Raw genomic sequence first — 24,569 nt, 5'->3', positions numbered from 1 at the left:
CGCACCTTCCGTTCGACGCCGAATCCACCCCGGCACCGATCCGCCCGGACCGGTGCCGTCGCCGGCACCGATCACCGAAGACCGGCACCGTCCTCGGCACCGGTCGATCTCCGACCGCTGCCGTCTCCGGCGTCGATCAGCTCAGACCGGCACCTTCTCAGTGCTGGGGGTCGCGGCCGGCGGCGTTCCCGGGTCCTCCGGACGCCGGGTGCGTCGCGCGGCCAGCGCCAGCACTGCTCCTATGATCCCCAGGCCGGTCAAGACCCACTGCGGCCAGCCGCCGAGACGGGTCGCCAGGGTCTGCCCGTCGCGGACCGGCACCGACGCGACGTACACGTCCGGCACGAACTGTCCCGACTTGTGCTCGACCGTCCCGTCCGGCCGGACGACGCCCGAGATCCCGGACGTCGACGCGATCAGCACGGTCCGTCCGGTCTCGATCGCGCGCATCCGGGTGATCGCGAACTGCTGCTCCGGCTGCCCGGTGCCGCCGTACGTCGCGTTGTTGGTCTGCACCACCAGGACCTGCGCGCCGCCCTTGGCGAGGTCGGAGACCACGTTGTCGTACGCGAGCTCGAAGCAGATCAGGTCGCCGTAGGTGACCCCGTTGATCGGCATCAGCCCGGGCCCGACGCCCGGCGCGGTCTGCCGGCCGACCATCTCCAGCCGCTTGATGTACGGCAGCAGCTGGTCGCGGAACGGGATGTACTCACCGAACGGCACCGGGTGCCGCTTCGCGTACCGCTGCCCGGGCCCGCTCGCCGGGTCCCACACGATGCCGGTGGTCTGCCGTTCGTCCGGCCCAGGGCCCTCGGTCACCGCACCGACCAGGATCGGCACGTTGACGGCCTTCACGGCCTCCTCGATGTCCGCGCGGGTCTCGGCGTCCTTGTACGGGTCGATGTCGGTCGAGTTCTCCGGCCAGATCACCACGTCGGGCTTGGCCTGCGTGCCGGCCTCGACCTGGCGCTGCAGGTCGAGGGTCGCGCTCAGGTGGTTCTTGGTCACGGTCCGGGCCCGGCCGAGGAACTCCAGCCCCTTGCCCGGCACGTTGCCCTGGACCATCGCCGCGGTGATCGTCTTGCCGTTGCCGTCGGTCGACAGCGTCATCAGCGAGCTGCCGCCGACGATCGCGACCCCGGCGACCAGTGCGACGGCGCGGAGGCTCAGAGCGCTCTTACGCCGCAGTACGGCGTACACGAAGACCCCGAGCAAGGCGATCACGAAGCTCAGGCCGGCGATCCCGACCAGCGAGGAGAGCCTGCCGAGCGGCGAGTCCGAGAAGGCCCAGGCCAGCCGGCCCCACGGGAACCCACCGAACGGCACCGAGGCGGTCGCGTACTCGGTCGCCACCCACAGGCACGGGATCCACAGCATCCACAGCCGGTGCTTGAGGATCTGACTGGCCAGCGCTCCGAAGACCGCGTAGAAGAGCCCCTCGAGGATCGCCAGTGCGATCGCGGCGTCGCCACCGATGACGCTGAGCCACGGCACCAGGACCGCGTAGTACGTGATGCCGAAGCCGGCGCCGACGAGGATGCCGCCCTTGACCGAGACGCCGTTCAGCGCGGCCAGGAACAGCGGTACGGCGACGACGGCGAGCCACGGGTGGTCGTGCGGCTCGAAGGCCAGCCCCAGGAGGGCGCCCGCGCCGACCGCCACCACGATCCTCGGCACCAGCCGTGCCAGGGCCTTCAACCGGTCCACTCGAGTCCCCTTCGCCTCACCGTCCCGGCACGTGCCGGTGCGCACGACGGTACAACGTAGGAGCACCCGGAAGAGATCCGGTCGATGGCGCGGAGGTGTCGTGATGGTGTTACGGCACCGACGCGGGTCGATTCGCCGCTGTCAGGTGATGACGAGAGGCTGTGCTCGTCGGAGAGAGGAAAGAGGTTCGGCTGCCCTTCGGACCAACCGGCGGACCCGCTGGATGCGAGCCGCCCGGCTGTTGTCTACTGGGCGCCGAACCTCTTCCACCTCTGCCCCGCGGGGGGCTGTCCACCGGCGATCTCAGCCCCCGTCGACTCAAGCCTGGCACTGGCCTGGTCAGCGTCGCGGGATCATCCGGTGGCCGAACTTTGTGTGTCCGTTGCGAGTTCGAACTTTGACGACGCCCAAAACGATGCTCGCTCACACCGGCGAAGTCAACCTCTACCGGGCCTCCTTCAAGGCGTTGTAACACATTCGGTCGTCATCGTTACCGAGGGCAACTAAATGTCACGCGACCGGGACAACGACCGTCCCCGTGGCCTTGGTGATCAGCAACGGCTCGGCCAGCACCTCGGCGGCCGACTCCGACCGGTCCGGCCTCCCCCGGCACACGACGTACGCCAAGAAGTCGAGCTGCCGGCTGCGGTTGCCGACCCGGGAGATCGTTGCCGTCACCTCCACCATGTCGCCGGCCCGCAAGGGCTGCAAGAACTGGACATCGGCGTAGGAAGCGAACAATCCTTCATCTCCGTCCGCCACGATGCAGACCTCGGTCGCGACGTCGCCGAACAGGCCGAGCACGTACGCGCCGTCGACCAGGTGCCCGGCGTAGTGCGCGTGGCTGTACGGCACGTAGCGACGGTGGGTGACCGACAGACCGACCTCGGCCTTGCTCATGCGCTTCTCCTGTTCGAGGTGCGGGCTCGCTTCGTCACCAGGGCGTCGACCAGGTAGCTGGCGACCTCGCCGGGCGTCGTACCGCGGCCGAAGACCCGGTCGACGCCGAGGTCGCCGGCCATCTGCTCGGTGAAACGGGGGCCACCGGCAACGAGTACCGGCCGGGTCTCCTCGGGGTAGGCCTCGCGGAACGCGGCCGACATCTCCTTGGTGTTCAGCACGTGCGCCTCGCGCTGGGTGACCACCTGGGAGACCAGGATCGCGTCGGCCTTCTCGGCCTTGGCCCGGCGGACAAGCTCCGGTACGGCGACCTGGGCACCGAGGTTGACCACCTTCAGCTCCCGGTAGTACTCCAGGCCCTTCTCCCCCGCGAAGCCCTTGATGTTCATGATCGCGTCGATGCCGACGGTGTGCGCGTCGGTGCCGATGCAGGCGCCGACCACGGTCAGCCGGCGGCGCAGGCCCTTGCGGATGGCAAGGTTCGCGTCCTTCGGCGCGAGCAGCGGGTAGTCGCGCTCGATCACCTCGACCTTGCTGGTGTCGACCAGGTGGTTCACCGGCCCGTACACGACGAAGAAGGTGAAGTCCGGCCCCATCGGCTTGGCGTGCACGACCAGCGCCGGGTCCATGCCCATCTTGTTGGCCAGCTGCACCGCGGCGCCCTCGGCCCGCTTGTCGTGCGGGACCGGCAGCGTGAACGACATCTGCACCATCCCGTCGCCGGTGGTGTCGCCGTACGGCCTGATGATGCTCACTGCGCCTCCTCGAGCAGCTCGATCGCCGGGTTGTAGTACGCCGCCGACCGGCGGGCCACGCCCTCCAGGCCGCGGCCGGCGTCCTGCGGGCGCTTCATCAGCCCGAAGGTGCCGTCACCGATCGCGTTCAGCAGTCCCTCGTCGACGATCCGGTCCAGCAGGTCGATCGACTCGGCCAGTACCTGACGGGCCCGGTTGGCGATGAAGCCGTCCGGCGCCGGGTGGAAGTCCTCGTGAAGCTTGCCTGCGGCACCTAAAACGTAGCGGACGTTCTGCAGCGCGAGGTCGCGGTCGGAGATCCAGGGCGTGACCACAGCCTCGGTCATCATCCCGACCAGCAGGATGCCCTGCCCGGTCATCGCGCCGACCAGGTTGAAGAACCCGTCCAGCAGGTACCCGCGGAAGACGTCGCCGGTCATGTGCCGGGTCGGCGGCATCCACTTCAGCGGCGCGTCCGGGAACAGCTGCCGGGCCAGCATCGCGTGCGCCAGCTCCATCCGGAACGAGTCCGGGATCTCCGGGGTGATCTCGAAGGCGTGCCCGAGTCCGAGCTGCCAGTCCTCGAGCCCGGCCTCCTTGGCGAAGTACTCGTTCAGCAGCTGCGAGACCGTCACCGTGTGCGCGGCCTCGACGGCGTCCGCGGTGGTCAGGTAGTTGTCCTCGCCGGTGTTGATGATGATCCCGGCGCGGGCGTGGATCTGCCGGCTGAACCGCTGGTCGACGAAGGTCCGGATCGGGTTGATGTCGCGGAACAGGATCCCGTACATCGAGTCGTTCAGCATCATGTCGAGCCGCTGCAGGCCGGCCAGCGTCGCGATCTCCGGCATGCACAGCCCGGACGCGTAGTTGGTCAGCCGGATGTAGCGGCCGAGCTCGCGCGACGACTCGTCCAGCGCCGCGCGCATCAGGCGGAAGTTCTCCTGCGTCGCGTACGTCCCGGCGAAGCCCTCGCGGGTCGCGCCCTCGGGCACGTAGTCGAGCAGCGACTGCCCGGTCGACCGGATCACCGCGATGATGTCGGCACCGGCCCGCGCGGCCGCCTGGGCCTGCGGGATGTCCTCGTAGATGTCGCCGGTGGCAACGATCAGGTAGATCCACGGCCGCTGCTCGGGATCGCCGTGCTTGGCGATCATCCGGTCCCGCTCGCGTCGCCGCCCGTCCACCTTCTTCATCCCGCCGGCCGCGGCCTTGCGCGCCGCGGCCCGCGCCCGTACGGCGTCGCGCCCTTCCGGCAGCCGGAAGGTGACCGAGCCCGACGCCGCCTTCTGCGCCAGCACCGACAGGTCCTCGGCCTCGCCGCGGACCAGCGCGTCCCAGACCGGCAGGGCCAGCCCGTGCTCCAGGCCGACGTCGGCCCGAACGGTGTCGGCCAGCCGGTTCACCCACGGGATGCCCTCGGAGTCCGCACCGGCCAGGCCGGCGAGCCGCAGCACGGCCCGCTCGACCGAGACCGTGGTGTGCTGCCGGGCGATGTTCACGATCGGTTTACCGGCCTTGCGCGCGAGGCTGCGCGCCTTCCGGACGGTGACCGGATCGAGGTCGAGCTTCTTCACGGCACGGGTCACTGCGTCCATCCTTCGGAGTCGTGGACCAGCCGACCACCGACGGCGGTCCGCACACACTGCGGCAGCACTGCCGCGTCACTGAGGTCCGGCAGCACCGGCACCCCCGCCCCCGGGTCGGTCGACCACGCCGCGACCCGCGGGTCCGGCGTCTGCACGACCAGGCGGGCGTCGCTCTCCCACACCGCGTACGTCGCGGCGCTGCCCGGCGCGAGCACGCCCTGGTCGTCGATCCCCGCGGCCCGCCAACCACCACGCGTGTGCGCCTGAAACGCGGCCCGCACGGTGATCCGCTCCGACTCGGTCCGGTGGAACGCCGCCGCGCGGACAGCTTCCCAGCCGCCGAACGCGGTCACCGGCGCGTCCGACCCGAAGGCCAGTACGACGCCCGCCCGCTGCAGCGTGCCGAACGGGTTCATGCCCTCCCAGCGATCGCCGACGCGCTCGGCGTACATGCCGTCGGGACCACCCCAGTGACCGTCGAACATCGGCTGCACGCTCGCCACCACACCACACTTGGCCAGCGTCGCGATGACGGCTTCGTCCGGCATCTCGACGTGCTCCAGCCGGTGCCGCGCGGCGAGCAGCGCCGGTACGCCGACCTTCTGCGCGGCCAGCTCGAACCCCCGCGCGATGTTGTCGAGGGCAAGGTCCCCGATGCAGTGGAAGCCGGCCTGGACACCCTTCTCGGTGCAGGCGACCACGTGCTCGGCGATCTGCTCCGCCGTCAGGTACGCGTGCCCGCGGTGATCCTCACGATCGGCGTACGGCGCGCGCAACGCGGCCGTCCGCGAGCCCAGCGCACCGTCGGCGTTCAGGTCGCCGGCGAGCCCGGCCAGGCCGTACTCGGTGAGGTTGTCGAAGACCCCGAGCTCACCCCAGTACAAGGTTGCCGAGAGCCCCAATTCGTCCGCGGCCTGCCGGACCAGCGGCAGCTCCCAGAGCGGCCCGATGTGCGGCGCCGCCATCTCGTGGAACGCGCCGATCCCCCGCTCGGCCATCGCCTTCACGGCCGCCCGCGCGTACGTGAGCCGCTGATCGGGACCGACAAGCTCGCTCAACGCGTCCCGTACGGCGTGGTTGGCGTCCCGCTCGACCCGCCCGCTCGCGTCGTACCCGGCCTGGCCTTCCAGTCCCTCGACGGCCTTCGCCAGGGACAGCGACACGACCCCGGAGTGCCCGTCGACGCGGGACAGGTAGACCCGGCGGCCGCCACCGGCGCGCTCCAGCTCCTCGGCCGTCGGCGGGCGGCCCTCGGGCCACTTCGTCTCGTCCCAGCCGGCGCCGTCGATGACGGCGCCCGTCGGCAGGGTGGCCGCGAAGGCCGCGAGGCGGTCGAGCCCGTCGGTCAGGCTGGTGGCACCGATCAGGTCGAGGCCGGTCAGCAGGGCGCCGGTCTGCGCGGTGTGGACGTGGGCATCGACGAACGCGGGCGTGACGAGCTTGCCCTGCAGGTCGATCACCTCGTCCGCGCCGTTCGCGTACGACGCGGCGCTGCTGTCGTCGCCGAGCCAGATGACCACACCGTCGTCGAACGCGATCGCGGTCGCGTGGGGGTCGGCGGGTGAGTAGACGGAACCGTTCGTCAGAAGTGTGCGCACAGGGCTAATCCTGCCCCTCCGCCTTCAGCCGGCCTTCGAAGAGGCGCCGGACACCCGGCTCGGAGCGCAGCAGCTCGAGCGCGTAGTCGGCGTGACCGGGCACGTAGCCGTTGCCGACGAGCATCGTCACGTCGGCCGCGAGCCCCTCGGCGCCGAGCGCGGCAGCGGAGAACGAGGTCGCCATCGAGAAGAAGATCACCGTGCCGCCGGACGCCGTCGCGAGCACCGCGCCGTGCTCACAGCCCGGTACGTCGACGCAGACCACGGTGATGTCCGCCGGTCCCCCGGACGCCTCGACCGCGGCCGCCAGCGCCACCGGGTCGCGGGCGTCGGCGAGGGCGACGACATCGGCCAGCCCGGCCGCTTCGAGCCGTTCGCGCTCGGCCTCGACCGGCACGATCCCGATCGTCCGGGCCGCTCCCGACCGGCGGGCCGCGGCCAGCGCCAGCGACCCGGATTTACCTGCGCCGCCAATAACTGACACGACAGGCTTTATGCCTTTGTCGACATACTCGCGCACCACGCGCGCGGTCAGCGCGGGCGCCCCACAGACGTCCATCACGGCCAGCGACAGCTCCGGGACCAGGTCGTCGGGCAGCTTGGCGACGATCGACCGGGCGAAGAGAATCGCGTGGCCCTCCGCCGGAACCTGCTCGCCGCGGCCGTCCCACCGGCGCAACCCGTCGGTGATCTGCAGCGGGGTGAGCGTCAGTGAGACCAATGTCGCAACCCGGTCCCCCGCCTTCACGCCGAGCGGCGACTCCGGCCCGACCTCGTCGACGACGCCGACCAGCATGCCGCCGGATCCGGTGACCGGGTTCTGCATCTTGCCGCGCGCCGCCACGATCTCGAGCACCGCACGCCGTACGGCCTCGCCGTCGTGCCCGTGCGCCTCGTCCAGCTGCCGGTACGACGCGGCGTCGAGGTTGAGCCGCTCGACGGAGATCCGGATCTCGTCCGGCCACAGCTCCGGATGCGCGTCCAGCCGGGCCGCCGCCTGGGGCAGCACACCGGCCGGCTCGATCACGCGGTGCAGTCCGACGGGGCTCGACGACACGCTTCCTCCAGGGTTCGCGGCTCGGGGTGAGCCGGGCAAAATACTACTGATTTCGGGTCTGCAAAGGAATTCTTGCGGCGTACTGTTGGATCTGAGGGAAGTTCTATCGCTATCCTCACATGAGACCGCATCGCCCGTGGAGCCCCCGGAGGACTTCTGTGACCGATCTGATCAGCCCGGAGCTGACCGTCCCCGACGGCCAGCCGTACGCCTACGCCCGGGCGGAGCTCGTCGAGCCCGACTGGACCCGGATGCCGGGCTTCAAGGACGTCACCGCCGAGGAGTGGCGCTCGGTGCAGTGGCAGCGCTCGCACTGCGTGAAGAACGTCAAGCAGTTGCGCGACATGATGGGCGACCTGCTCGAGGAGCGCGTCTACGAGGACCTGGCCCGCGACCAGGCCGAGCGCGCGACGATGTCGATGCTGCTCCCGCCGCAGATGCTGAACACGATCGTCCCTCAGGGTGCCCCGGACTACACCGAGGCCTTCTACGCGGACCCCGTACGGCGCTACATGCTGCCGATGTTCACCGACCGCCGGACGGACTGGGCCTCGCACCCGCACGCGACGCGCGACTCGCTGCACGAGCACGAGATGTGGGCCACGGAGGGATTGACCCACCGCTACCCGACCAAGGTCCTGGCCGAGGTGCTGCCCACCTGCCCGCAGTACTGCGGGCACTGCACCCGGATGGACCTGGTCGGCAACTCGACGCCGGTGATCGACAAGCTGAAGTTCACGATCAAGCCGCAGCAGCGGCTCGACGACATGCTCGACTACCTGCGCCGCAACCCCGGCGTCCGGGACGTCGTGGTGTCCGGCGGCGACGTGGCGAACATGCCCTGGCCGCGGCTGGAGGCGTTCCTGACCAGCCTGCTGGAGATCGAGAACATCCGCGACATCCGGCTGGCCACCAAGGCGCTGATGGGGATGCCGCAGCACTGGCTGTCCGACGACGTCCGCACCGGCGTCGAGCGGGTCGCCACCATCGCCCGGCAGCGTGGCGTGATGGTTGCCATGCACACCCACGTCAACGCGGCCCAGTCGGTCACGCCGCTGGTCGCCGAGGCGACGAAGGCGATGTTCGAGGCCGGGCTGCGCGACGTTCGGAACCAGGGCGTGCTGATGCGCGGCGTCAACGACTCGGTGCCGCAGCTGCTCGACCTGTGCTTCGCGCTGCTCGACGGCGCCACCATCACGCCGTACTACTTCTACATGTGCGACATGATCCCGTTCTCGGAGCACTGGCGGGTCTCGGTCAAGGACGCGCAGCACCTGCAGCACGGCATCCTCGGCTACCTGCCCGGCTTCGCGACGCCGCGGATCGTCTGCGACGTCCCGTACGTCGGCAAGCGCTGGGTGCACCAGCTGTCCGAGTACGACGAGGTGCGCGGCATCTCGTACTGGAAGAAGAACTACCGCACCGGCATCGAGCAGCAGGACCCGGAGGCGCTGAACCGCACCTACGAGTACTACGACCCGATCGACACCCTGCCAGGAGAGGGCCAGGACTGGTGGCGCACCCACGCCGGCGACTCGATCGCCGCCGCCACCGAGCAGGCCGCCGCCTCCCGCGCCGCGGCCGAGGCCCAGAAGCTGCTGCCCATCATCTGATCGCACAACACCTGATCAGCTTCCGCCGGTGCCGCCGCACAGGGGTCAGCGGCACTGGCGGAAGACTTACGGCTCTGCAACTTCGTGCAACGAACGACCCGTGACACGGTCGGTGCTCCCGGCAACCGCTAGCGTCGGCGGACGAATCAGTCGGCTCGGGGCCGGCTGCTCGTTCCCGGGAGTTCGCTGTGCGCTTTGTCAGGTTCCTGCTCGGCCTCTTGCTCGCGCTGCTCGGCCTGGCCGTCGCCGTGGTCGGCGCGTTCACGGCCTTCTGGCTCGTCGGTCCCGACGACACGGTGTACGCCGGAGAGCAGACCCTGACCAGCAAGGGGCTCGCGATCGCGAGCACTCCCCAGCTGCTCGATCGGCACGGGCCGACGCTGCACGTGAAGGCTCACTCGGCGGACGGCTCGCCGGTGTTCGTCGGCGTGGCCCGCGACCTGGACGTCGCCAGCTACCTGAAGAACACGGCGTACACGTCGCTCGCGCAGGTCGAGTACCCGATCGCGCTGACCACCCAGGAGCGGAAGGGCACCGCCGGTCCGCTGACCGCGCCGAACACACTCGACTGGTGGTCCACGAAGGCGAGCGGTCCGGGCACGCAGTCGATCGCCTGGCCGATCGAGGACGGTCCGTACGACGTCGTCATCATGCGGGCCGACGGCAAGGAGAAGCTGGACGTCCGGGCCGACTTCGGGATCGAGCTCAACGGGGCTTTCCTGGCCGGGTTGGGGATCCTCGTCGTCGGACTGCTGCTGCTCGCGGGGGGAGTCGTCTTGCTGATCCCCCGTCGCCGCTCGAAGACCCCGCCGGCGTCGCAGCCGGTCGCCACCGAGGTCCCGGCCGATCAGCCCCACGTCGGCGCTGGGCCGATGCGCCGGACGGCGCTCCCGCCCACCGCTCGCCGGATGGTCGGCGTGCCGATGGTGCTGTCTGTCGTGCTGGTCAGCGGCTGCTCGGTGATCCCCGCGACGGACACCGTGGACAGCCTGACCCGGCCGGCGATCACCGGGGACAGCGCGACGGCGGTGATCAAGCGGTACAACGCGGTCAACAACGCCGCCAACAAGGCCCGCGACGACAAGCTGATCGCGACCATCGAGTCCGGACCGCTGCTGCGCGCGAGCCAGGCCGGCTACACGATCGGCCGGGCGACCGACAAGGCCGGCAAGAAGGTGGACGGGCCGTTCAGCTACACCTCGCCGAAGATCGGCGCGCCGTCGTACGGCGGGTACCCGATGTCGTTCGTCACCTCCTCCGGTCTGTCCAGCTCCAAGGACCACCTGCACCTGGGGATGTGGGAGCGGGAGTCCGCGGGCAGCCCGTGGATCCAGACCTTCTCGACGGCGCCCAGGACGACCGCGAAGATCCCGGACCTCACCGGGCTCCGGGTCGCGACCGCGGCGGACTCGGCCAAGCTGGTCGCGGCTCCGCAGGCGGCTGCCACGGCGCTCGCGCAGTACCTGACCGCCGGCGCGAAGGCTCCGCAGGCGGGGCGGTTCACGCCCTCGCCGGAGGTCAACGCGGTCCTCGCGGACGTGGCCAAGAGCAAGCAACCGATCTCGAACAACGCCAAGGCGATCCGCAAGGTGGCGGCGACGGTCACCGTCCCCAACCCGCCGGCCACCTTCATCGCGGCGTCGGGCGAGGCACTGGTTCTCACCACCTTGAGCAGCGCCTACCTGCTGGAGGCAGGCGCGGGCTACACGTTCTCCTGGGGAAACTCGCCGCAGTCGGCGTTCAGCGCGGCCCAGTACGAGAACGCGCTCACCAGCACGACCCTGTACCAGGTCGCGCTCGCCGTACCGGTCAAGGGCGGCGGCAAGATCCGCGTGCTCGGCCTGGACACCCAGCTCGTCGACGCAGGTGGGTACTGAGCCGCTACGGGGAGCGACTAATCTGTCGCGGTGACTGAACACCTTGCCGCCACGAGGTCGTCGTACGACAACGTCGCGGACGCGTACCACGAGCTGGTGAAGGACCGGATGGCCGGGAACCCGATCGAGCGGGCGATGCTGACGGCGTTCGCGGAGCTGACCGGCGACCCGATCGTCGACCTCGGTTGCGGCGCCGGGCGCACCACCGGGTTCCTGAAGGCCGTCGGCTGCGACATCTCCGGGATCGACCTGTCACCGAAGATGGTCGAGCTGGCGCGCAAGAACTACCCCGGCGTGACGTTCGAGGTCGGCTCGATGACCGACCTGCCGTTCAAGGACGGCGAGCTCGGCGGCGTGCTCGCGTGGTACTCGACCTTCCACATTCCGCGGGAGGAGTTGCCCGGGCTGTTCACCGAGTTCGCGCGGGTGCTGCGACCGGGTGGGCGGGTGCTGATCGGGACGCACTCGGGCCAGGACGAGAGGCTGCAGCCGGAGAAGGCGTACGGCGTCGCGGTGAGCTACACGGCGTACTTGTACCGGCCTGAGGTGATCACCGAACTGCTGGCGGCGGCCGGGCTCACGGTCACGGCTTTGCTGACCGAGCCCGGGAGCACACCCGGTCGCGGGTACGCCGCCTTCATGGCCCAGAAGGTCTAGAGCGCCGGGGGGCGGCGTTCGTACGGTGTACTGAGGACGATCGTCGTCGTCGTGGAGACGTTCGCGCGGGCCCGGATCGTGGCCAGGAGGTCTTCGAGGGCACCCGGGGAGGCCACGCGGACGATCAGGACGTAGCTGGAGTCGCCGGCCACGGAGTAGCAGGACTCGATCTCGCGGACGTCGCGGAGGCGCTCGGGCGAGTCGTCGGGCTGGGACGGGTCGATCGGTCGGATCGAGATCAGCGCGGTCAGCGGGAGGTCGAGCGCGGTGTGGTCGATCGTTGCCGCGTACCCCAGCACGATGCCGCGCTGCTCCAGCCGCTTGACGCGCTGGTGCACAGCCGACGTGGACAGGCCGGTCGCCTTGCCGAGGTCGGTGAAGCTCATCCGCCCGTCCGACGCCAGCAGCGCGACAATCTTGCGATCCAGGTCCTCCACGCAGGTGACCCTACTGCCCCGGGCCGTCGGCATGAAAGCATCACCTCATGGCTGAGACTCCCCAGCGTTTGATGCTGCTCGACACCGCGTCGCTGTACTTCCGGGCCTTCTTCGGCGTCCCCGACACCATGAAGGCCGCCGACGGTACGCCGACCAACGCGATCCGCGGGCTGCTCGACTTCATCGCGCGGCTGGTCGACAACCACCACCCGACCCACCTGGTCGCCTGCTGGGACGACAACTGGCGGCCCTCGTGGCGGGTCGAGCTGATCCCGTCGTACAAGGCGCAGCGGGTCGAGTACGTCGCCACCGGCGGCGAGCAGGTCGAGGAGGTGCCGGACCGGCTGGAGGTGCAGGTGCCGTTCATCCGGGCCTGCCTGGACTCGCTCGGCATCGCCATCGCCGGCGCGCCCGACCACGAGGCCGACGACGTGATCGGCACGCTGTCGCACCGCGCGACGATGCCGGTCGACGTGGTCACCGGCGACCGCGACCTGTTCCAGCTGATCGACGACGCGCGCGGCGTCCGCGTCATCTACACCGCCGCCAAGGGGGTCGGCCGGGCCGAGGTGTACGACGAGAAGGCGCTGCTCGCCAAGTACGACATCCCCGCCAACCGGTACGCCGACTTCGCCACGCTCCGCGGCGACGCCTCCGACGGGCTGCCCGGCGTCAAGGGCGTCGGCGAGAAGACCGCCGCGTCCCTCGTCACGGCGTACGGCGGCCTGGCGGAGATCCGCGCCGCCGCCCTGGACCCGTCGACGCCGATGTCCGCGTCGGTCAAGCGCAAGATCGTCGACGCGAGCGACTACCTCGACGTAGCACCGAAGGTCGTCGCCGTCGCCACCGACGCTCCCGTCAACGTCCACCACCCGGAGATGCCGACGGAGGTCGCCGACCCGCAGCGCTGGCTCGACCTGGTCGAGCTCCTCGAGCTCGGCAGCAGCGCCCAGCGGGTGATGCAGGCTCTGAAGGTCGGCCCGAAGGAGCTGCAGTGAGCGACGATGACAAGCTCACGGAGATCGCTCACTTCGTCTTCGAGCTCGCGCGGAACGGTGACGACGAGCGGCTTGCCGCCTACCTCGACGGCGGCGTGCCCGTCGACCTGACCGATGCCTCGGGCAACACTCTCGTGATGCTTGCCTCGTACAACGGCCGGCCCTCGACGGTGAAGCTGCTCGCCGACCGCGGCGCCGACGTGAACCGGCTGAACGACCGCGGCCAGTCCCCCGTCGCCGGTGCCGTCTTCAAGGCCGAGCCGGACATCGTCCGCACCCTGCTCGCCGCCGGCGCCGACCCGGCCGCGGGATCCCCGAACGCGCTCGACACCGCCCGGATGTTCGAGCAGACCGACCTGATCGCACTCCTGGAAGGCACCGAGTGACCACCCGCGACCTCGCCGAGCAGTTCCGCACCGAGATCGTCGACCTGCGCCGCGCGCTGCACCAGGTCCCGGAGTTCGACCTCGACCTGCCGAAGACCCAGGCGCTGGTCCTCGAGGCCCTCGCCGGCCTCGACCTCGAGATCACGCTCGGCAAAGAGCTCTCCTCCGTCACCGCCGTGCTGCGCGGCACCGCCCCGACCGACGGCGTCCGTCCGGTCGTCCTGCTGCGGGGCGACATGGACGCGCTCCCGGTGACCGAGCGGACCGACGTACCGTTCAAGTCCCGGCACCCGGGCATGATGCATGCCTGCGGCCACGACCTGCACGTCGCCGGCCTGTTCGGCGCGGTGAAGATCCTGCACGCGCTGCGCGACCAGCTCGCAGGCGACGTGGTGTTCATGTTCCAGCCCGGCGAGGAGACCACGGGCGGCGCGCCGATCATGATCCGCGAGGGCGTGCTCGACGCCGCCGGTCGCCGCGCGGACTACGCGTACGGCCTGCACGTCGGCTCCGCCGGCCAGCCGTTCGGCATGTGGAGCAGCAAGCCCGGTTCGTTCATGGCCGCGGCCGACCAGCTGCACGTCCGCGTCGTCGGCGCGGGCACGCACGGCTCCACGCCGTACCGCGGCAAGGACCCGATCCCGGTCGCCTGCGAGCTGGTGACCGCGCTGCAGACGATGATCACCCGGCAGTTCGACGTGTTCGACCCGGTCGTGCTGACGGTCGGGCGGATCGCGGGCGGCACGAAGGAGAACATCATCCCCGACGACGCGTTCTTCGACGCGACGGTCCGGACGTTCTCCGAACAGGCCCGTGCGAAGGTGCAGCAGGCCTCGGTCCAGCTGGTCGAGTCGCTCGCAGCCGCGCACGGTCTGACCGCCGAGGTCGAGTACCAGATCGGCTACCCGGTGACGGTCAACAACCCCGCCGAGTACGCGTTCGCCCGCGACACCATCGTCGACCTCTTCGGCCCCGACCGTTTCCGCGAACGCGCCAACCCGCGCTGCGGCGCCGAGGACATGTCGTACGTCCTCAACGAGGTCCCCGGCGTCTACCTCAACCTCAGCGCCTGCGCGATCCCCGACCCCGACGCCGCCGCCGACAACCACTCCCCCTTGGCCAACTTCGACGACACGGTCCTCCCCGACGGTTCGGCCCTGCTCGCCGAGCTCGCCGTACGGCGGCTGACGCGCGACTAGTTCGCCGTACGCCGGCTGACGCGCGGCTGGTCCGCCGTACGGCGGCTGACGCGCGACTAGTTCGCCGTACGCCGCCTGACGCGCGGCTGGTCCGCCGTACGCCGGCGCGCCCACCAGGCGGGTCGGCGCGCGCTGCCGGCCGGCCGGCCGGTACCAGGCCGAGCACCTCCCGCTCCCGGGCGGTGAGTTGCGGGAACGCGGCCCGCTGGGTCGGAGGCGGCCACCTGCTGATCGGCTACGCGACGCTCGGCGTGCTCCTGGCACTGCGCCCGGACCTGGTCGTGGCCAAGGACCCGGCACCCCGCTGCCGCGCGTCAGGTGACCCGGGTTTCCAGCCAGTCCCTGAAGGCCGGGTAGTCCGCCCGGATCGACATCGCGATCTCGATGCCCTCGGCATCGATTGTCATCCGGGCCAGCGGGTCGAGCGCGACCCGCTCCCGAACGAACCGCACGCCCGGCCAGAACGTCGCGGCAGCCAGCGTCAGCGCGTCGTGCTGCATCGAGCCCGGGTACCGTTCCATCCACCGGTCGACGTGCGCCCGCAGGACAGCAGCCCACGGCGGACTTCCCGGCGCGGCCCACTTCTGGTAGATCGTCGACTCCGGCAAGATCTCCATCGCCGGGTTGAACGTCACGTCCGACACCACGAACGTCGGCACGGACAGCTCCAGCACCGGCAGCATCCGGATCACCGCCGCCGGGTCCATCCGGAAGTTGTGCTCGGCCCGCGACGGATCCCGGTAGTTGATCGCGCCGCCCATCTGCGTCACGACCATCTTCGCGACCAACTCCGGCCGCGCTTCCTGCAAGGCAGCCAGGTTCGACAGCGGTCCCATCCCCACCCACCGCACAGGCCCGGGCGTCGACTGGCACACCGCTTCCACCGTGCCCACCAGATCCTCGCTCTGCTTCGGCACGTCCTGCGGAAACAGCCCGTCCACGAAGTACAGCGGGTCGTCCTGGAGATCCGACCCAGCCACCACCGGCACCTCCGGCCGCCCGGCCAGATCCAGCAGGTGCCGTACGAACCGCGCCCGCTCCCCGCCGTACTCGTCGCTGGTCACCACCAGCGCCAGCTCCGGCACACTCCGAGCCGCCGCCACGACCGCCACCGAGTCGTCCGGATCCCCACCCGCATCCGTGTCGACGATCATCGGCGCGAAGGCCACCGGGTGCGGCCCGAGCGAGGGCGGCGGTCCGCCGTACGAGTCCTGGAAGCCTTCCTCGCCCTCAAACAGGATCTCGTCCGTCCCGACCATCGCGAGCCACTCCTGGATCGGGTCCTCGTCCTGACGCGGATCCTGTTCCTCGTCGCGGCCCTCGCCCATCCGTACCTCCACCTGTCTGAATCGCGTTGAGAACATTCTGTACGAACACACGTTTGTCGTCGTCCCGCGCGCAACGGTCGTAGCCGGCCCAGATCGCGGCCGTGCCCTGCTCCGGCAGCCGGGCTCGCTCCAGCGCCCGGCCGAGCCGCTCCGCGTGCCGGAAGTCGGACCGGTGCACGAAGGCGTCGAGCAGCTCCTTCAGCCCCGGGTCGCACCCGCCTCCGCTGATCCACGCCCGGAGCTCGGAACGGAACCGCCGGGCACCCGCCTCCAGGCCCGCCCGGTAGTTCCCGCCCGAGTCGCGCACCGCCGCGGCGTTTCCGGCGCGGTTCGCGACCGCCCAGAGGTTCACCACCTTCACGCCCTCACGCACCGCCGGCGACCGCAGCCGCGGCGAGATCCGTCCTCGGCTCAACCCCAGCAGCAGATCCGGCCGCTTTCGTTGAGCCGTCTGCACGGGACCGTGCCTGCCGATCCGGACCGGACTCGACATCGGGCCGTCGAGCAACTCCTCGACCGCGTTGATCCCGAGCACGTGCGCGAACGTCTTCGACTCGTCCGCGGGGAGCTCGTAGAACGGCTTGCCCTGCCGCGTCTCCCCTGCCGCAGGTGCACCTCGTACCCCTGCTTGCTGCCCGGATGCGGGTCGTCCGGCGACTCGGCGAGAAACGCGTACTTGCCCCGGAAGTTCGTCTCCGGATGGATGGCCGCGAGAAGCTCCTGCACGGTCCCCTTGAAGCTCGTGTCGAGCACCGTCACCCTGCTGCCTGGTCGGCCGACCGGAACCCCGCGGGACCGCAGGTACTCGGTCAGGACCCGGAAGCCGGCGACGGTGTCGGCCGGGTCGACTCGCGACGCCACGCGTCGATAGGCATGGACCAGCGGGAAGTCGCCGCCTTGCCGTTCGAGGTCCTGCAGTGCGTTCTCCGCCAGAGCGCGCGAGACCACCACGTCCGAGATGTGCCTGCGATGGAACGCCGGATCGAGCCGACGCATGGCGACGGTCAGGCCGAGCCTCGCACCGACGCGCCGGGCGGCCCCGATGCCTTGCCGGTGGGCGAAATCCGGCTCGTCTGTGGTCATGGAACAAGTAGGTCACATCCGGCGGTGACGCGTCGGAAGTTGTCCACAGGAAAGCCCGCAGGCGCCGCCCTGGGTGGGCGGCGCCTGTGGTGGGCTTACGGCGTGAAGGCCGACTCGTCCTCGTCGTCGGCCAGCAGCTGGGCCGTCGTCGGTACGGCGGGAACAGGCGCCGGGGCCGGTTCGCCGTCGTGGTCGACCACGGCTGCGGAGAACTGGGCGTTGTAGAGCCGGGCGTAGGCGCCGTGCACGGCCAGGAGCTCCGTGTGGGTGCCCTGCTCGACGATGGAGCCGTTCTCCATCACCAGGATGAGGTCGGCGTCGCGGATGGTGGACAGGCGGTGCGCGATCACGAAGCTGGTGCGATCGGACCGCAGAGCTGCCATCGCGCGCTGGACCAGGACCTCGGTCCGGGTGTCGACCGAGCTGGTGGCCTCGTCGAGGATCAGCAGCTGCGGGTCGGCCAGGAACGCGCGCGCGATGGTGAGCAGCTGCTTCTCACCGGCGCTGACGTTGCTGCCTTCCTCGTCGATCACCGTGTCGTAGCCGTCCGGCAGGCTGTGCACGAAGCGGTCGACGTACGTCGCCTTGGCCGCGGCGAGCATCTGCTCCTCGGTCGCGTCCAGGTTGCCGTACAGGATGTTGTCGCGGATCGTCCCGCCGAACAGCCAGGTGTCCTGCAGCACCATGCCGATCCGGTGCCGCAGGTCGTGCCGGGTCAGCTCGGTGATGTCGACGCCGTCGAGCGTGATCCGGCCGCCGTTCAGCTCGTAGAACCGCATGATCAGGTTGACCAGCGTGGTCTTGCCGGCCCCGGTCGGGCCGACGATCGCGACCGTCATCCCGGGCTCGGCGACCAGTGACAGGTCGGTGATCAGCGGCTCGTCCGGCTTGTACGAGAACGACACGTGCTCGAACTCGACCCGCCCGTGCGCCTCGGTGACCTTCTCCGGCGTCGGGTCCTCCGGCACCTGCTCCTCGGCGTCGAGGACCTCGAAGACCCGCTCGGCCGAGGCGACCCCGGACTGCAGCAGGTTCGCCATCGAGGCGACCTGGGTCAGCGGCTGGGTGAACTGCCGCGAGTACTGGATGAACGCCTGGACGTCGCCCAGCGACATCGTGCCCGAGGCGACCCGCAGGCCACCGATCACCGCGATCACCACGTAGTTGAGGTTCCCGATGAACATCATCGACGGCATGATCAGCCCGGAGATGAACTGCGCCCCGAACGAGGCCTGGTAGAGCTCCTCGTTCTTGCTGGCGAAGCTCGCCTCGATCTCCTTCTGCCGGCCGAACACCTTGACCAGCTCGTGGCCGGTGAAGGCCTCCTCGATCTGCCCGTTCAGCGCGCCGGTGTGCCGCCACTGGGCGACGAACCGGGCCTGCGAGCGTTTCGCGATCACCGCGGTCAGGATCATCGAGATCGGGATCGTCACCAGCGCGATCAGCGCCAGCAGCGGCGAGACCACGAACATCAGCGTGATCACGCCGATCACCGTCAGCAGCGAGGTGAGCAGCTGGCTCAGGGTCTGCTGCAGGCTGGTCGACACGTTGTCGATGTCGTTGGTGACGCGGCTGAGCAGCTCACCGCGCGGCGCGCCGTCGAAGTAGCTGAGCGGCAGCTTGTTGAGCTTGTCCTCGACCTCGCCGCGGAGCTCGAAGACGGTCCGCTGGACCACGCCGTTCAGGATGTAGCCCTGCATCCAGGACAGGAAGAACGCCCCGACGTACAGGCCCAGCACCAGCAGCAGGACGTTGCGCAAGGCATCGAAGTCGATACCGACGCCGGGAACCAGGTCGATCCCGCCGAGCAGGTCGGCCATCCGGTTGTCGCCCTTGGCCCGCAGGCCCTCGATCACCTGCTGCTTGCTCAGGTCCTGCGGCAGCGACTTCCCGATCGCGCCGGCGAAGATGAGGTCGGTCGCCCGGCCGAGCATCTTCGGCCCGAGCACGGACAGCCCGACGCTGCCGATCGCCAGCAGGATGACGCCGAACACCTGGACCCGGTGCGGCCGCAGGCGGCGCAGCAGCCGCTTGGCCGACGGGCCGAAGTTCATCGACTTGTCCCCCGGGATCCCTCCCGGGGGCCCGAAACCGCGGCCGGTCGTCGGTCGCTCGGTCGCCTTCACCGTCACGGCGCCACCCTCGGTGGGCTCGTCGGCGGCGGTCTTCGTCTCGCTCATGCTGCCTCCTCCGCGGCCCGCTGGGACTCGACGATCTCGCCGTACGTCGGACAGCTCTCGAGCAGCTCGTCGTGCGTACCGCGGCCGACCACCGCCCCGTCCTCGAGCACGATGATCTGGTCGGCGTCGATGATCGTGGACACCCGCTGGGCGACGATCACCACGCACGCGTCGGCGGTGACCGGTACCAGCGCCGCCCGCAGCCGCGCGTCGGTGGACAAGTCGAGTGCCGAGAACGAGTCGTCGAACAGGTAGATCTCCGGTTTGCGCACCAGCGCCCGGGCGATCGCCAGGCGTTGCCGCTGACCACCCGAGACGTTGGTCCCGCCCTGGGAGATCGGCGCGTTCAGCTGCTCCGGCATCGCCTCGACGAAGTCCTTGCCCTGGGCAATCTCCAGCGCGTGCCAGAGCTCGTCGTCGGTGGCGTCGGGGTTGCCGTACCGCAGGTTGCTGGCGACGGTCCCGGAGAACAGGTACGGCCGCTGCGGCACCAGGCCGATCCGCTTCCAGAGCGCCTCCGGCTCGATGTCCCGTACGTCGACGCCGTCGACCAGCACGCGGCCGTTGGTCGCGTCGAACAGCCGCGGCACCAGCGACAGCAGCGTGGTCTTGCCCGCACCGGTGCTGCCGATGATCGCCGTCGTCTGCCCAGGTGCCGCGGAGAAGCTCAGGTCCCGCAGGACCGGCTCGGCCGCGCCCGGGTACTGGAAGCCAGCGTTCTCGAAGACCAGCTCACCCTGGCCGGTGAAGGCACCGATCGGGTTGACCGGCGGGCGGACCGAGGACTCGGTGTTCAGCACCTCGGAGATCCGGTCGGCGCAGACCGAGGCCCGCGGCACCATGATCATCACGAACGTCGCCATCATCACCGAGAACAGGATCTGGATCAGGTAGCTGATGAAGGCGGTCAGCTGGCCGACCTGCATGGCCCCGCTCTCCACTCGCGACGCACCGAACCAGAGCACCGCCACGCTGGAGGCGTTCAGGATCAGCATCACGACCGGGAACACCAGCGCCATCAGCCGGCCGGCGCGGATCGCGGTGTCGGTCACGTTGGCGTTGGCCTCGCCGAACCGCTCGGTCTCGTGCGGCTCGCGCACGAAGGCCCGGACCACGCGGATGCCGGTGATCTGCTCGCGCAGCACCCGGTTCACGCCGTCGATGTTGACCTGCATCTTGCGGAACTGCGGCACCATCCGGCTCGCGATCAGGCCGATCGAGGCGGCCAGCAGCGGTACGGCGACAGCGACCAGCCAGGACAGTCCGACGTCCTCGCGGACCGCGGCCACGATCCCGCCGACCATGGTGATCGGCGCGGCCACCAGCATCGTGGTCGACATCACCACGAGCATCTGGACCTGGGTCACGTCGTTGGTGCTGCGCGAGATCAGCGTCGGCGCGCCGAACTGGTTCACCTCGCGCGCGGAGAAGCTGCCGACCTGGTGGAACACCGCGGCCCGGACGTCGCGGCCGAACAGCGCCGCGGTCTTGGCCCCGAAGTACACCGCGAAGATCGTGCAGACGATCTGCACCAGGCTGACGCCGAGCATCCAGCCGCCGGTGCGCACGATGTAGCCGGTGTCGCCGGTGGCCACGCCGTTGTCGATGATGTCGGCGTTCAGGCTGGGCAGGTAGAGGGAGGCGATCGTCCCGATGAACTGCAGGACGACCACCAGGGACAGGTTGCCGGCGTACGGACGCAGGTGCGTGCGCAACAGGCGAAGTAGCATCAGAGATCCCCAAGGTGGTGAAGGCGGACACCGTCGAGTGCGAAGTCGACGATCTCCTCGGCGGTCATCGGCCGACCGTCCGAAATCATTGGGTGGGTCGCGGAGAAGGTGATCATCCGGATCCGGTGCGCGACGTCCTCGGGCGAGAACCGCAGCGCTTCGGCGTCGGGCCGGATCAGGTCGACGAACACGGCACTGGCCCGCTCCGCCTCGGCCCTGCGACGCTTTTCCTCGTCAGGATCGCTCTTCCAGTCCGGCGGCCGGTGCATCCGCATCGTCAGCAGCAGCCGGAAGACGCTGCGCAGCCGGGACTGGCTCACCTCGACGGAGGCGATCAGCCGTTCCCGCAGCGGCAGCGACGTGTCGATCTGCGCGAGCGCCGCGATCAGCGGCCCGGACTCGAAGGCCGAGCCGATCGCGGCGTCGATCAGCGCGTCCTTGCTACCGAAGGCCCGGAAGATCGTGCCTTCGGCGACGCCGGCCGCTTCGGCGATCTGCCGGGTGCTGACGTCGGTGCCGTACTCCTCCAGGAGGGGCAGCACGGCGGCGACGATCGCGGCACGGCGCTCGTCGGGCGGCATCGGGGTCGCTCGTGGACTCACCCGGCCGAGACTAACTGAGTGAGTACTCACTCACAACTATTCAACCGTCAGCAGAGTCGCTATGCCGTCCAGCACTCTGTTCAGTCCGAAAGTAAACAGGTAATCAGAGTCGTAGGCGGCGTCGAACTCCTGCCCCACCGCCGTACCGACCCGGCTCGCGAGCGGGAACTTCTGCGCGTCGCCGATCTTCTCGAGCAGCGGCTCGTGCGCCAGCCACCAGTCCTTGTCCGTGATGCCGGACGACTGGATCACCTGCTTGGCGTCGACAGCACTTCGTACGGCGCCGTGCACGTACCCGTTGACCAGCGCGATCGCGGCGTCCATCTCGATGTCGGTCAGCCCGATCCCCTCGACCGCTTCCAGCTCGTACTCGTACTTCGCCATCAGGCCAGGCCCCAGCGACGGCCGGCTGCTGGCGACGTACAGGAGCCACGGGTGCCGCAGGTAGAGCTCGCGGTTCTCCTGCGCGACCTCCTCGAGCTTCGCCCGCCAGTCGCCGGCGACCGGGCGGCGCGGGAACTCGCCGTACGCGCTGTCGAGCATCACGTCGAGCAGCTCGGCCTTGCCGGGCACGTACCGGTACAGGGTCATCGCGCCGACGCCGAGCTCGTCCGCGACGCGGCGCATCGACAGCGCGGCCAGGCCTTCCGCGTCCGCGATCCGTACGGCGGCCGCGCAGACCCGGTCGACGGTGAGCGCGGGTTTCGGTCCGCGGGTCGGCTTGGACTGCAGTCCCCAGAGCAGCTCCAGGCTCTTCGCGGGATCGCCGGCACCGCTGTACTCGGAATTCATGTGCGCGATTCCCCCCGAGTGGCTACACTCCATCGACTACCCCGTACAGCGTACCCAGTTAAGCCACGGGTTTGACCTCTAGTCAAGTAGAGGTTCTACCGTCGTCGGAAAGTGTCGGTGGTCCACGAGAGCATCGACGCACCCTGGCAGACCGAGCGATCCCGGAGCACCGCCGTGAGCATGGAAATGACCGCGTGGAACTCGCTGTACCACGCGATGAACGCGCAAGAAGAGAAACGTCCCTTCTCCAAGGCGACGCTGAAGCGGATCCTCGTCTTCGCGCGTCCGCACCGGTCGCTGCTGATCGCGTTCCTGATCCTCAGTACGGCGGCGGCCGTGCTGGCGGTCGCCACGCCGGTGCTGGCCGGGGAGGTGGTCGAGGCGATCGTCGACGGCAAAGCGGTCAGCACTGTCGTGTGGCTGGCCGGACTGATCGCCGTGATCGCGATCGCCGAGGCGGGGATCAGCCTGTTCACCCGCTGGCTGTCGTCGCGGATCGGCGAGGGGCTGATCCTCGACCTGCGCACGGCGGTCTTCGACCACATCCAGAAGATGCCGATCGCCTTCTTCACCCGGACCAGGACCGGCGCGCTGGTCTCCCGGCTGAACAACGACGTGATCGGTGCGCAGCGTGCGTTCAGCGACACCCTGTCCGGCGTCGTGAGCAATCTGGTGATGCTGGTCCTCACCCTCGTGGTGATGCTCAGCAGGTCGTGGCAGATCACGGTGCTGGCGCTGATCCTGCTGCCGATCTTCGTGATCCCGGCCCGCCGGATGGGCGCCAAGCTGGCCTCGCTGGAGCGGGAAGCGGCCAACTACAACGCGACCATGAGCACGCAGATGACCGAGCGGTTCTCGGCACCGGGCGCGACCTTGGTGAAGCTGTTCGGCCGTCCGGTGCGGGAGTCGCAGGAGTTCGCCGACCGGGCCAGCCGGGTGCGGGACATCGGCGTCCGGACCGCGATGGTGCAGTGGGTGTTCGTCACCGCGCTGACGCTGGTCTCGGCGCTCGCGCTGGCCGTGGTCTACGGACTCGGCGGGTTCTACGCGCTGCGCGACCAGCTCGACGCGGGAACGGTGGTGGCGATGGCGCTGCTGCTGACCCGGCTGTACGCGCCGCTGACCGCGCTCGCGAGCGCGCGGCTCGAGGTGATGACCGCGCTGGTCAGCTTCGAGCGGGTCTTCGAGGTGCTCGACCTTAAGCCGCTGATCCAGGACAAGCCCGACGCCGGCCGCGTGCCGCAGGGACCGGTCGCGGTCGAGTTCGACGACGTACGGTTCGCCTACCCGTCGGCCGACAAGGTGTCGCTGGCCTCGCTCGAAGAGGTCGCCAAGCTCGACACCCGCGGCGGCGAGGAAGTGCTGCACGGGATCACCTTCCGGGCCGAGCCCGGGCAGATGGTCGCCCTGGTCGGTACGTCGGGAGCGGGCAAGTCGACGATCGCGCAGCTCATCCCCCGCCTGTACGACGTGGACTCCGGCGCGGTCCGGCTGGCAGGTACCGACGTACGGGACGTGACGGCCGAGTCGCTGCGGGAGACGCTCGGCATGGTGACGCAGGACGGGCACCTGTTCCACGAATCGATCCGGGAGAACCTGCTGCTCGCGCGGCCCGAGGCCGGCGAGGCGGATCTGTGGGACGCGTTGACGCGGGCGCGGCTCAAGGACCTGATCCAGTCGATGCCGGACAAGCTCGACACGGTGGTCGGCGAGCGCGGGTACCGGCTGTCCGGTGGTGAGCGGCAGCGGCTGACGATCGCGCGGTTGCTGCTCGCGCAGCCGCGGGTGGTCATCCTCGACGAGGCGACCGCCGCGCTGGACTCGACGTCCGAGGCCGCTGTCCAGGCCGCGCTGACCGAGGCGCTGGCCGGACGGACGGCGGTGGTGATCGCGCACCGGTTGTCGACGATCCGGAAGGCCGATCTGATCCTGGTGATCGAGGCCGGGGTCGTGGTCGAGCGCGGGACGCACACGGAGTTGCTGGCGCAGGGCGGGCGGTACGAGGAGCTGTACCGCACGCAGTTCGACCAGCCGCCGGCCGAGGACGAGGCGGTGGTCGTCGGAGCATCGTAGGGCGGGGTTCGGCCGGGTGGAGCTCGAGGAAG

Annotated in this window: 20 protein-coding genes; 7 read left to right on the top strand and 13 right to left on the bottom strand. The window is 69.9% G+C overall.

Going from position 1 to position 24,569, the window contains the following annotated elements:
- Window positions 1–141 precede the first annotated feature (141 nt).
- The 6 genes from lnt to ACLQ2O_RS25620 all read right to left on the bottom strand — a co-directional run bounded on the left by lnt (window position 142) and on the right by ACLQ2O_RS25620 (window position 7,582).
- On the bottom strand, window positions 142–1,707 hold the full coding sequence (lnt, locus tag ACLQ2O_RS25645; protein WP_425835699.1) for an apolipoprotein N-acyltransferase: 1,566 nt from the start codon (window positions 1,705–1,707) through the stop codon (window positions 142–144).
- 510 nt (window positions 1,708–2,217) lie between these two features.
- Window positions 2,218–2,607 carry a hotdog domain-containing protein gene (locus tag ACLQ2O_RS25640; RefSeq protein WP_425835697.1) on the bottom strand — a complete coding sequence of 130 codons (390 nt, stop codon included), beginning with the start codon at window positions 2,605–2,607 and terminating at the stop codon, window positions 2,218–2,220.
- Complete coding sequence (locus tag ACLQ2O_RS25635; RefSeq protein WP_425835695.1) at window positions 2,604–3,362, bottom strand: OAM dimerization domain-containing protein; 759 nt, start codon at window positions 3,360–3,362, stop codon at window positions 2,604–2,606. The genes ACLQ2O_RS25640 and ACLQ2O_RS25635 overlap by 4 nt, the downstream gene beginning before the upstream one ends.
- Entirely contained in the window at window positions 3,359–4,936 is a 1,578-nt protein-coding gene (locus ACLQ2O_RS25630) for a lysine 5,6-aminomutase subunit alpha (RefSeq protein WP_425835693.1), read from the bottom strand. The genes ACLQ2O_RS25635 and ACLQ2O_RS25630 overlap by 4 nt, the downstream gene beginning before the upstream one ends.
- Complete coding sequence (locus ACLQ2O_RS25625; protein WP_425835691.1) at window positions 4,924–6,525, bottom strand: amidohydrolase; 1,602 nt, start codon at window positions 6,523–6,525, stop codon at window positions 4,924–4,926. The genes ACLQ2O_RS25630 and ACLQ2O_RS25625 overlap by 13 nt, the downstream gene beginning before the upstream one ends.
- A 4-nt stretch (window positions 6,526–6,529) precedes the next feature.
- Window positions 6,530–7,582, bottom strand: coding sequence for an L-erythro-3,5-diaminohexanoate dehydrogenase (locus tag ACLQ2O_RS25620; protein ID WP_425835689.1), 1,053 nt, complete (start codon window positions 7,580–7,582; stop codon window positions 6,530–6,532).
- A 158-nt stretch (window positions 7,583–7,740) separates the two neighbouring features.
- Here ACLQ2O_RS25620 and ACLQ2O_RS25615 point away from each other — a divergent pair, with 158 nt between their 5' ends.
- The 3 genes from ACLQ2O_RS25615 (at window position 7,741) to ACLQ2O_RS25605 (ending at window position 11,729) form a co-directional block, all read left to right on the top strand.
- Window positions 7,741–9,195, top strand: a complete 1,455-nt coding sequence (locus ACLQ2O_RS25615) for a KamA family radical SAM protein (protein WP_425835687.1) — start codon at window positions 7,741–7,743, stop codon at window positions 9,193–9,195.
- Between the two features lie 188 nt (window positions 9,196–9,383).
- A complete protein-coding gene (locus ACLQ2O_RS25610) occupies window positions 9,384–11,072 on the top strand; it encodes a hypothetical protein (RefSeq protein WP_425835685.1) in 1,689 nt (562 codons plus the stop codon).
- A gap of 30 nt (window positions 11,073–11,102) precedes the next feature.
- Window positions 11,103–11,729 carry a class I SAM-dependent methyltransferase gene (locus tag ACLQ2O_RS25605; RefSeq protein WP_425835683.1) on the top strand — a complete coding sequence of 209 codons (627 nt, stop codon included), beginning with the start codon at window positions 11,103–11,105 and terminating at the stop codon, window positions 11,727–11,729.
- Here the strand turns inward: ACLQ2O_RS25605 and ACLQ2O_RS25600 are convergent.
- Window positions 11,726–12,166 carry an Lrp/AsnC family transcriptional regulator gene (locus ACLQ2O_RS25600; RefSeq protein WP_425835681.1) on the bottom strand — a complete coding sequence of 147 codons (441 nt, stop codon included), beginning with the start codon at window positions 12,164–12,166 and terminating at the stop codon, window positions 11,726–11,728. The two genes, ACLQ2O_RS25605 and ACLQ2O_RS25600, sit on opposite strands and share 4 nt — an antisense overlap.
- Before the next feature lie 71 nt (window positions 12,167–12,237).
- On the opposite strand from ACLQ2O_RS25600, the gene ACLQ2O_RS25595 reads away from it, so the two are divergent.
- The 3 genes from ACLQ2O_RS25595 to ACLQ2O_RS25585 are packed head-to-tail and all read left to right on the top strand — an operon-like array spanning window position 12,238 to window position 14,749.
- Window positions 12,238–13,164, top strand: a complete 927-nt coding sequence (locus ACLQ2O_RS25595; RefSeq protein WP_425836499.1) for a 5'-3' exonuclease — start codon at window positions 12,238–12,240, stop codon at window positions 13,162–13,164.
- The gene (locus ACLQ2O_RS25590) at window positions 13,161–13,550 is read left to right on the top strand and encodes an ankyrin repeat domain-containing protein (protein WP_425835679.1); all 390 of its coding nucleotides are present in this window, start codon (window positions 13,161–13,163) and stop codon (window positions 13,548–13,550) included. Before ACLQ2O_RS25595 ends, ACLQ2O_RS25590 begins: the two co-directional genes overlap by 4 nt.
- Entirely contained in the window at window positions 13,547–14,749 is a 1,203-nt protein-coding gene (locus tag ACLQ2O_RS25585; protein WP_425835677.1) for a M20 metallopeptidase family protein, read from the top strand. The genes ACLQ2O_RS25590 and ACLQ2O_RS25585 overlap by 4 nt, the downstream gene beginning before the upstream one ends.
- Window positions 14,750–15,063: 314 nt before the next feature.
- On the opposite strand, the gene ACLQ2O_RS25580 is transcribed toward ACLQ2O_RS25585, so the two are convergent.
- The 6 genes from ACLQ2O_RS25580 to ACLQ2O_RS25555 all read right to left on the bottom strand — a co-directional run bounded on the left by ACLQ2O_RS25580 (window position 15,064) and on the right by ACLQ2O_RS25555 (window position 22,464).
- A complete protein-coding gene (locus ACLQ2O_RS25580) occupies window positions 15,064–16,077 on the bottom strand; it encodes a nucleoside hydrolase (RefSeq protein WP_425835675.1) in 1,014 nt (337 codons plus the stop codon).
- Window positions 16,078–16,488: 411 nt separating this feature from the next.
- Window positions 16,489–17,160: a hypothetical protein gene (locus ACLQ2O_RS25575; RefSeq protein ID WP_425835673.1), complete on the bottom strand. Its 672-nt coding sequence runs from the start codon at window positions 17,158–17,160 to the stop codon at window positions 16,489–16,491.
- 95 nt (window positions 17,161–17,255) lie between these two features.
- Entirely contained in the window at window positions 17,256–19,340 is a 2,085-nt protein-coding gene (locus ACLQ2O_RS25570; protein WP_425835671.1) for an ABC transporter ATP-binding protein, read from the bottom strand.
- Window positions 19,337–21,070, bottom strand: coding sequence for an ABC transporter ATP-binding protein (locus tag ACLQ2O_RS25565; RefSeq protein ID WP_425835669.1), 1,734 nt, complete (start codon window positions 21,068–21,070; stop codon window positions 19,337–19,339). The genes ACLQ2O_RS25570 and ACLQ2O_RS25565 overlap by 4 nt, the downstream gene beginning before the upstream one ends.
- Window positions 21,070–21,672, bottom strand: coding sequence for a TetR/AcrR family transcriptional regulator (locus ACLQ2O_RS25560; protein ID WP_425835667.1), 603 nt, complete (start codon window positions 21,670–21,672; stop codon window positions 21,070–21,072). Before ACLQ2O_RS25560 ends, ACLQ2O_RS25565 begins: the two co-directional genes overlap by 1 nt.
- A 36-nt stretch (window positions 21,673–21,708) precedes the next feature.
- Window positions 21,709–22,464 (bottom strand): TetR/AcrR family transcriptional regulator, encoded by a 756-nt coding sequence (locus ACLQ2O_RS25555; protein ID WP_425835665.1) that lies wholly within the window; start codon window positions 22,462–22,464, stop codon window positions 21,709–21,711.
- Window positions 22,465–22,650: 186 nt separating this feature from the next.
- On the opposite strand from ACLQ2O_RS25555, the gene ACLQ2O_RS25550 reads away from it, so the two are divergent.
- Window positions 22,651–24,537, top strand: coding sequence for an ABC transporter ATP-binding protein (locus ACLQ2O_RS25550; RefSeq protein ID WP_425836497.1), 1,887 nt, complete (start codon window positions 22,651–22,653; stop codon window positions 24,535–24,537).
- Window positions 24,538–24,569: the final 32 nt, after the last annotated feature.

The sequence above is a fragment of the Kribbella sp. DT2 genome, assembly GCF_049844575.1.
GTDB lineage: Bacteria > Actinomycetota > Actinomycetes > Propionibacteriales > Kribbellaceae > Kribbella.
This window is presented reverse-complemented; position numbering and strand designations above follow the sequence as displayed.

Coding starts and splice junctions, on each gene's coding strand:
- ACLQ2O_RS25640 (WP_425835697.1), bottom strand. CDS start 2,607: ATGAGCAAGGCCGAGGTCGGTCTGTCGGTCACCCACCGTCGCTACGTG.
- ACLQ2O_RS25630 (WP_425835693.1), bottom strand. CDS start 4,936: ATGGACGCAGTGACCCGTGCCGTGAAGAAGCTCGACCTCGATCCGGTC.
- ACLQ2O_RS25595 (WP_425836499.1), top strand. CDS start 12,238: ATGCTGCTCGACACCGCGTCGCTGTACTTCCGGGCCTTCTTCGGCGTC.
- ACLQ2O_RS25580 (WP_425835675.1), bottom strand. CDS start 16,077: ATGGGCGAGGGCCGCGACGAGGAACAGGATCCGCGTCAGGACGAGGAC.
- ACLQ2O_RS25575 (WP_425835673.1), bottom strand. CDS start 17,160: ATGACCACAGACGAGCCGGATTTCGCCCACCGGCAAGGCATCGGGGCC.
- ACLQ2O_RS25570 (WP_425835671.1), bottom strand. CDS start 19,340: ATGAGCGAGACGAAGACCGCCGCCGACGAGCCCACCGAGGGTGGCGCC.
- ACLQ2O_RS25565 (WP_425835669.1), bottom strand. CDS start 21,070: ATGCTACTTCGCCTGTTGCGCACGCACCTGCGTCCGTACGCCGGCAAC.
- ACLQ2O_RS25555 (WP_425835665.1), bottom strand. CDS start 22,464: ATGAATTCCGAGTACAGCGGTGCCGGCGATCCCGCGAAGAGCCTGGAG.
- ACLQ2O_RS25550 (WP_425836497.1), top strand. CDS start 22,651: ATGACCGCGTGGAACTCGCTGTACCACGCGATGAACGCGCAAGAAGAG.